The following is a 6,946-nucleotide window of genomic DNA, read 5'->3' on the forward strand; positions in this document are numbered from 1 at the left end:
CCCCCAGCCGGCCAGCACGACCGGCGCCCCGCGCCGGGCCCGGGCGGCCGCCCGCCGCAGCGCCTCCGCCATCTCCCGGGCGCCGCCGCCCGCGCAGTAGAGCGGGTCGAAGGCGGTGACGAGGGTGAACGGGGGGTCGCCCGGGTCCGTGACGCGCTCCACCTCGCCGTGGCCCAGCCGGGCCGGCACGGTGGAGGGGTGGGCCGCCAGCCGCTCCCGGGCGAGGTCGAGCCGGCGTTCGTCCGTGTCGATGCCGCTGACGGTGGCTCCGCGGGAGGCCGCCATCAGCAAGGCGAGTCCCGATCCGCAGCCCAGGCTCAGCAACCGGGTCCCGTCATCGACTTCCAGCCGCTCGTAGACCGCTTCGTACAGCGGCACGAGCATGCGTTCCTGGATTTCCGCCCAGTCGCGGACCCGCGACCGGGGCGGCGACGGGGACGGCCGGTGCCGTCGCACGAGCGTTGGTGTCATCGCATGCGCCCCAATCCGCCGAATTCGGTTTCCTGACCGAAGTGCCGCCCCCCATGTGCTGTCGTGCGCGCGGTTCCCCGAACCGCCCCCCAAGCCAGGGAACCCCGCTTCCGCCCGGGAGTCCAGGGGGTACGGCGAGAAGTTCCCCCACCGCCCAAGATGGCATGTGCCGCGCCGGACCGCATGAGATGAATACCCAGCCGCAAACCCTGAACGGGCCGACAACGCGGGGTTGCGGGCGGACGGATTCACACTCGGCCCGACCGGGCCCGTACCATTCGCCCCATGGCAAAGGCTCCCATTCTCACTCCGCAGGCGGAAGACTTCCCGCGCTGGTACCAGGACCTGATCAACAAGGCCGAACTGGCCGACAACGGCCCGGTGCGCGGCACCATGGTCATCCGCCCGTACGGCTACGGGCTGTGGGAGCGCATGCAGCAGGAGATGGACGCCCGGATCAAGGACGCGGGCGCCTCCAACGCGTACTTCCCGCTGTTCATCCCGCAGTCGTACCTGACACGCGAGGCCGAGCACGTGGAGGGCTTCGCCCCCGAGCTCGCGGTCGTCACGCACGGCGGCGGCAAGGAGCTCGACGAGCCGATCGTCGTCCGGCCCACCTCCGAGACGATCATCAACGAGTACTTCTCCAAGTGGGTGCAGAGCTACCGCGACCTGCCCCTGCTGATCAACCAGTGGGCCAACGTGGTCCGTTGGGAGATGCGCCCCCGCGTCTTCCTGCGCACCACCGAGTTCCTCTGGCAGGAGGGCCACACGGCGCACGCGACCTACGAGGACGCGCGCGACTACGCGGCGCGCATCCACCGGGACGTGTACTACGACTTCATGGTCAACGTCCTGGGCATCGACGTGGTCCTCGGCCGCAAGACGCCCAAGGAGCGGTTCGCGGGCGCGATCAACACCCTCACCCTCGAGGGCATGATGCGCGACGGCAAGGCCCTCCAGATGGGCACCAGCCACGAGCTCGGCCAGAACTTCGCCAAGGCGTTCAACACCTCGTACCTGTCCAAGGACGGGCAGCAGGAGCTCGTCTGGCAGACCTCGTGGGGCGTCTCGACCCGCATGGTCGGCGGTCTGATCATGTCGCACGGCGACGACAGCGGCCTGCGCGTCCCGCCGCGCCTGGCGCCGGTGCAGGCCGTCGTCCTCGCGATCAAGGGCGACGACGCCGTCATCGCCAAGGTCCGCGAGATCGGTGACCGGCTCAAGGCCGCGGGCGTCCGCGTCCAGGTCGACGACCGCACCGACACCCCGTTCGGCCGCCGCGCCGTGGACTGGGAGCTCAAGGGCGTTCCGGTCCGCATCGAGATCGGCCCGCGCGACCTGGAGAACGGCACCGCGATGCTGGCCCGCCGCATCCCGGGCGGCAAGGAGCCGGTGCGCATCGACGAGCTGACCGCGCTGCTGCCGAAGGTCCTGGAGGAGGACCAGGCGCTGCTGCTGAGCCAGTCCCGCGAGCGCCGCGAGGAGCGGACGACGGACGTGTCCACCATCGAGGAGGCCGCCGAGGCGGCCGTCGCCGGCGGCTGGGCGCGGATCCCGTGGTCGGTGCTGGGCGCCGAGGGCGAGGCCAAGCTGGCCGAGCAGGCGGTGACCGTGCGCTGCCTGGTGACCGAGGACGGCGGGGTGCCGGAGACGGACGACGCCCCGGGCGCGCTGGCGATCGTCGCGCGGGCCTACTGAGGCACGGGTACTGCCTGTTTACGAGCCGGGGCGGAACTGACGCACGAGTCAGTTTCGCCCCGGCTTGCGAACAGGTGAGCGTACTTCTGCTGCTTCTCCGTACTTCTGTGCAGATCGGGGCACCCGCCCTCGACGCGGCGGGTGGCCCGGTATCGCAGGGATACTGACTGGTACGTGCAAATTATTTGGGATGGCCCGGTATCGGAACACCGGGCGGTCCCGACTCGTTGTCACGACGTGAGCACGACACCACCTGTTCTCGCCGCAGAACTGGCGCAGGCGTGGGCCGACATTCAGCGGTTCCACCCCGAGCTGCCGGATCTCGCCGCGCCCGAATCCTTGATCGGGGAGTCGTCGTCCGCGTGCGGCGCCGAGCTCTCCTTCGAAAGGCTGCTGCACGAGGCAGTGCACGGCATCGCGGCCGCCCGCGGTGTCCGGGACACCTCACGCGCCGGCCGCTACCACAACCGCCGGTTCCTGGCGATCGCCGAGGAGCTGGGCCTCGACCACAGCGACGAGCCGCATCCCAGCAGCGGTTTCTCGCTGGTCGTGCTCAACCCGGAGGCGCGCCGCCGCTACCGCGCCACCATCGACAGACTGCAGCGCGCCCTCAAGGCGCACACGATGGCCACCGCGGCCGACACCTCGCGCACCTTCCGCGGGCCCGCCGCCCGGCACGGTTCGTCGGGCGGCGGCGTGCGGGTCAAGGCCGTGTGCGACTGCGGGCGGAACGTCCGTGTGGTGCCGTCCGTGCTCGCCCAGGCGCCGATCATGTGCGGGGGCTGTGGCCAGCCGTTCCGCATCCCCGAGGCGATGTCCGTGGGGTGATCGCGGGCCCCGGGCGGCTCCCGCCGGCCGGGGTCGGGTGATGTTCGTGCGCCCGGACGCGTATGGCACAATGGGGGGCTGTACTCGACAGTCGTACAGGACCCCTCTCTCCTCCGGCTGACGCGTCCGTCGGGCACTCCGAGTACCGCAACCCCACGTGGCATCTTGTTGTGCCCACCACGTCAAGACCAGGAGACACCACTCCAGTGGCAGTCAAGATCAAGCTGAAGCGTCTGGGCAAGATCCGTTCGCCTCACTACCGCATCGTCGTCGCCGACTCCCGTACCCGCCGTGACGGCCGGGCCATCGAGGAGATCGGTCTGTACCACCCGGTGCAGAACCCCTCGCGCATCGAGGTCGACTCCGAGCGCGTCCAGTACTGGCTGGGTGTCGGCGCGCAGCCGACCGAGCCCGTCATGGCCATCCTCAAGGTCACCGGCGACTGGCAGAAGTTCAAGGGCCTCCCGGCCCCGGCTCCGATGCTCGTGGCCGAGCCCAAGGACAAGCGCGCCGCGTTCGAGGAGTTCACCAAGGCCCTCGAGGCCAGCGAGGCGAAGGGTGAGGCCATCACCCCGAAGGCCAAGAAGTCGGAGAAGAAGGACGAGGCTGCCAACGCCGCCGAGTCCGCCGAGTCGACCGAGGCCTGAGCATGCTGGAGGAGGCCCTTGAGCACTTGGTCAAGGGCATCGTCGACAACCCCGACGAGGTGCAGGTGGCTTCGCGCACCCTGCGCCGCGGGCGCGTGCTGGAAGTCCGGGTCCACCCGGACGACCTCGGCAAGGTGATCGGCCGCAACGGCCGTACCGCCCGAGCGCTGCGGACCGTCGTGGGCGCCATCGGCGGCCGCGGCATCCGCGTCGACCTCGTCGACGTGGACAACGTCCGCTGACGGACGGCAGGCATCGGCACGGGCCGGGAAGGGATCCCCTTCCCGGCCCGTTGTCGTGTTGGGAGGGCGTCGGGGCGCCCCAGGAACGTGGAGAAGGAACGGAATCGTGCAGCTCGTAGTGGGCAGGATCGGCCGCGCCCATGGCATCAAGGGCGAGGTCACCGTCGAGGTGCGGACGGACGAGCCCGAGCTGAGGCTCGGCCCGGGCGCCGTACTGGCCACCGACCCCGCCGGGGTGGGACCGCTCACCGTGGCGACCGGCCGGGTGCACAGCGGACGGCTGCTGCTGCGGTTCGCCGGCGTCCCCGACCGGACGGCCGCCGAGGCGCTCCGCAACACCCTCCTGATCGCCGAGGTCGACCCGGACGAGACCCCCGAGGACCCCGACGAGTTCTACGACCACCAGCTGGTGGACCTGGACGTCGTCACCGTCGACGGGGCGGAGGTCGGCCGGATCACCGAGATCGCCCACCTGCCGTCGCAGGACCTCTTCATCGTCGAACGCCCCGACGGCAGTGAGGTGATGATCCCCTTCGTAGAGGAGATCGTCACCGAGATCGACCTGGAGGCGCAGCGCGCCGTCGTCGACCCGCCGCCCGGGCTGCTCGACGCCGAGCGGGCCGTGATCGCCGGCAGCCGTGACGAGTCCGGTGACAAGTCCGGTGACAAGAGCAGTGACGAGGGTGACCGCTGATGCGCCTCGACGTCGTCACGATCTTCCCCGAGTACCTCGAACCGCTGAACGTCTCGCTCGTCGGCAAGGCCCGTGCCCGCGGGCAGCTCGACGTCCGCGTCCACGACCTGCGGGAATGGACGCACGACAAGCACAACACCGTCGACGACACCCCGTACGGCGGCGGCCCCGGCATGGTCATGAAGCCCGAGCCGTGGGGCGAGGCGCTGGACTCGATCGTCGGCTCGGGCTCCGGCTCCGGCTCCGCTTCAGGCGAGGATGACGACGTGCCGACGATCGTCGTCCCCACGCCCAGCGGCCGGCCCTTCACCCAGGAACTGGCCGTGGAGCTGTCGGCCAAGCCCTGGCTGGTCTTCACCCCCGCCCGCTACGAGGGCATCGACCGCCGCGTCATCGAGGAGTACGGCGAGCGGTTCGACGTCCGCGAGGTCTCGATCGGCGACTACGTGCTGGCCGGCGGCGAGGCCCCCGTCCTCGTCATGGTCGAGGCCATCGCCCGGCTGCTGCCCGGCGTGCTCGGCAACGCGGAGTCGCACCGCGACGACTCCTTCGCCCCCGGCGCCATGGCCGACCTGCTGGAAGGGCCGGTCTACACCAAGCCGCCGGAGTGGCGCGGCCGGGGCATCCCCGACGTGCTGGTCAGCGGCCACCACGGGAAGATCGCCCGCTGGCGCCGCGACGAGGCGTTCCGCCGCACCGACCTCAACCGGCCGGACCTGATCGAGCGCGCCGACCCCGCGTCGTTCGACAAGAAGGACCGCGAGATGCTCTCCATCCTCGGCTGGGCCCCGGGCCCCGACGGCCGATTTGGGCGAGTGGCCCCCGACGTGGAAGAATAAGCCGTTGCCTTGCGTCCGGCGCACGCCCCTGCCACAGGGGGAACGACGTTCGCCGGAGGCAGTACGGCGCCTCGTACCTTTTGGAATCCCCACGAATTCCGCCGATGACCTGTGGCATCGGCGAGGAAGAGACGACTCATGTCCTCCCTGCTCGACAACGTCAACGCCGCGTCGCTGCGCACCGACGTCCCGGCCTTCCGTCCCGGTGACACCGTGAACGTCCACGTCCGCGTCATCGAGGGCAACCGCTCCCGCATCCAGCAGTTCAAGGGTGTCGTCATCCGCCGCCAGGGCGCGGGCATCAGCGAGACCTTCACCGTCCGCAAGGTCTCCTTCTCGGTCGGCGTCGAGCGCACCTTCCCGGTCCACAGCCCGATCTTCGAGAAGATCGAGCTCGTGACCCGCGGTGACGTCCGTCGCGCCAAGCTGTACTACCTCCGTGAGCTCCGCGGCAAGGCCGCGAAGATCAAGGAGAAGCGCGACAACTGAGCTTCCGCCCGGCGTCCCGGTCCGGCCGGATAGGCTCTCGGACCGATGGACACCGACGCACAGCTTTCGGAGCGCGACCGCTCTCCCCACCCCGAAGGGGGCGAGGAGCAGCGGTCGCGCTCTTCGCGTATACCGGGCCGTTCGACGCTCGCGGGGGTGCCCCGGCAGGCGTGGCGGTGGGTGACCGGCGGCGGGCCGCTGCGCCGGGCGGGGGTGCTGCTGGCCTGCTGCCTGGCCTTCGTGATGCTGGTCAGCGCGTATGTGGTGCAGCCCTTCGTGATCCCTTCGGCGTCGATGGAGAACACCCTGCGGCCCGGCGACCGGGTGTTGGTCAACAAGCTGGCCTACCGCTTCGGGGACGAGCCGCGGCGCGGGGACGTGATCGTCTTCGACGGCCTGGGGTCGTTCGTCCAGGAAGAGCCGGCCGAGAACGCGGTGACGAAGGCCGTGCGCAAGGTCGCCTCCTCGGTCGGCCTGATGCAGCCGACGCCGACGGACTACGTGAAGCGGGTCGTGGGCGTCGGCGGGGACCGGGTGGTGTGCGACCACCGGGGCCGGCTGTCGGTCAACGGCCGCGAGATCACCGAGGACTACCTCTTCCCCGGCGACACGGCCTCGCGGGTGCCCTTCCAGGTGGTGGTGCCGGAGGGGCGGCTGTTCGTCCTGGGTGACCACCGCAGCGCGTCCCGGGACTCGCGCGACCACCTGGGGGAGCCGGGCGGCGGCATGGTCCCGGTGGACCGGGTGATCGGCCGGGCGGACTGGATCGGCTGGCCGCTCGGCCGCTGGACCGCACTGGACCGGCCGCACGCCTTCGACGGCGTGCCGGAGCCGGGTGCCCATGGCGGAGGCGGTGCGCCGGGGCCGGGTGCTCACGGCGGAGACGGCGTACCGGAGCCGCGGGCTCACGGCGGAGGTGTGCGTGGGGCACCGTAGCGGGGCGGGACATCGGAGCGGCCGGCCCCGGCGGCGGGCCGGGGGGACGCGCGCGCGGTACGGGCCGCGGCGGGTGCGGTACGGGCGGAGGCGCGCGCG

The 6,946-nt window shown here is 71.2% G+C and carries 9 protein-coding genes; 8 read left to right on the top strand and 1 reads right to left on the bottom strand.

The annotated features are described in order from the left end of the window. Positions 1-384 (bottom strand): class I SAM-dependent methyltransferase (locus tag JNW98_RS34095; protein ID WP_223772166.1); only part of this gene is annotated, 384 nt, incomplete at its 3' end. A 372-nt stretch (positions 385-756) separates the two neighbouring features. Between JNW98_RS34095 and proS the strand changes: the two genes are divergently transcribed. The 8 genes from proS to lepB all read left to right on the top strand — a co-directional run bounded on the left by proS (position 757) and on the right by lepB (position 6,847). Beyond that, entirely contained in the window at positions 757-2,172 is a 1,416-nt protein-coding gene (proS, locus tag JNW98_RS34100; protein WP_223772167.1) for a proline--tRNA ligase, read from the top strand. 237 nt (positions 2,173-2,409) lie between these two features. Further along, positions 2,410-3,000 (top strand): hypothetical protein, encoded by a 591-nt coding sequence (locus JNW98_RS34105; protein WP_004944874.1) that lies wholly within the window; start codon positions 2,410-2,412, stop codon positions 2,998-3,000. A gap of 206 nt (positions 3,001-3,206) precedes the next feature. Next, entirely contained in the window at positions 3,207-3,647 is a 441-nt protein-coding gene (rpsP, locus tag JNW98_RS34110; protein WP_223772168.1) for a 30S ribosomal protein S16, read from the top strand. Between the two features lie 2 nt (positions 3,648-3,649). Then, the gene (locus JNW98_RS34115) at positions 3,650-3,889 is read left to right on the top strand and encodes an RNA-binding protein (RefSeq protein ID WP_223772169.1); all 240 of its coding nucleotides are present in this window, start codon (positions 3,650-3,652) and stop codon (positions 3,887-3,889) included. 106 nt (positions 3,890-3,995) lie between these two features. Continuing rightward, entirely contained in the window at positions 3,996-4,583 is a 588-nt protein-coding gene (gene rimM / locus JNW98_RS34120) for a ribosome maturation factor RimM (RefSeq protein ID WP_223772170.1), read from the top strand. Then, positions 4,583-5,422, top strand: a complete 840-nt coding sequence (gene trmD / locus JNW98_RS34125) for a tRNA (guanosine(37)-N1)-methyltransferase TrmD (protein ID WP_223772171.1) — start codon at positions 4,583-4,585, stop codon at positions 5,420-5,422. Before rimM ends, trmD begins: the two co-directional genes overlap by 1 nt. A 138-nt stretch (positions 5,423-5,560) precedes the next feature. Next, positions 5,561-5,911 carry a 50S ribosomal protein L19 gene (gene rplS / locus JNW98_RS34130; RefSeq protein ID WP_004944863.1) on the top strand — a complete coding sequence of 117 codons (351 nt, stop codon included), beginning with the start codon at positions 5,561-5,563 and terminating at the stop codon, positions 5,909-5,911. Positions 5,912-5,956: 45 nt separating this feature from the next. Next, positions 5,957-6,847: a signal peptidase I gene (lepB, locus tag JNW98_RS34135; protein ID WP_223772172.1), complete on the top strand. Its 891-nt coding sequence runs from the start codon at positions 5,957-5,959 to the stop codon at positions 6,845-6,847. The last annotated feature ends 99 nt before the right edge of the window (positions 6,848-6,946 follow it).

This window comes from Streptomyces huiliensis, assembly GCF_020037025.1.
Lineage (GTDB): Bacteria > Actinomycetota > Actinomycetes > Streptomycetales > Streptomycetaceae > Streptomyces > Streptomyces huiliensis.

Coding starts and splice junctions, on each gene's coding strand:
- proS (WP_223772167.1), top strand. CDS start 757: ATGGCAAAGGCTCCCATTCTCACTCCGCAGGCGGAAGACTTCCCGCGC.
- JNW98_RS34115 (WP_223772169.1), top strand. CDS start 3,650: ATGCTGGAGGAGGCCCTTGAGCACTTGGTCAAGGGCATCGTCGACAAC.
- trmD (WP_223772171.1), top strand. CDS start 4,583: ATGCGCCTCGACGTCGTCACGATCTTCCCCGAGTACCTCGAACCGCTG.
- rplS (WP_004944863.1), top strand. CDS start 5,561: ATGTCCTCCCTGCTCGACAACGTCAACGCCGCGTCGCTGCGCACCGAC.
- lepB (WP_223772172.1), top strand. CDS start 5,957: ATGGACACCGACGCACAGCTTTCGGAGCGCGACCGCTCTCCCCACCCC.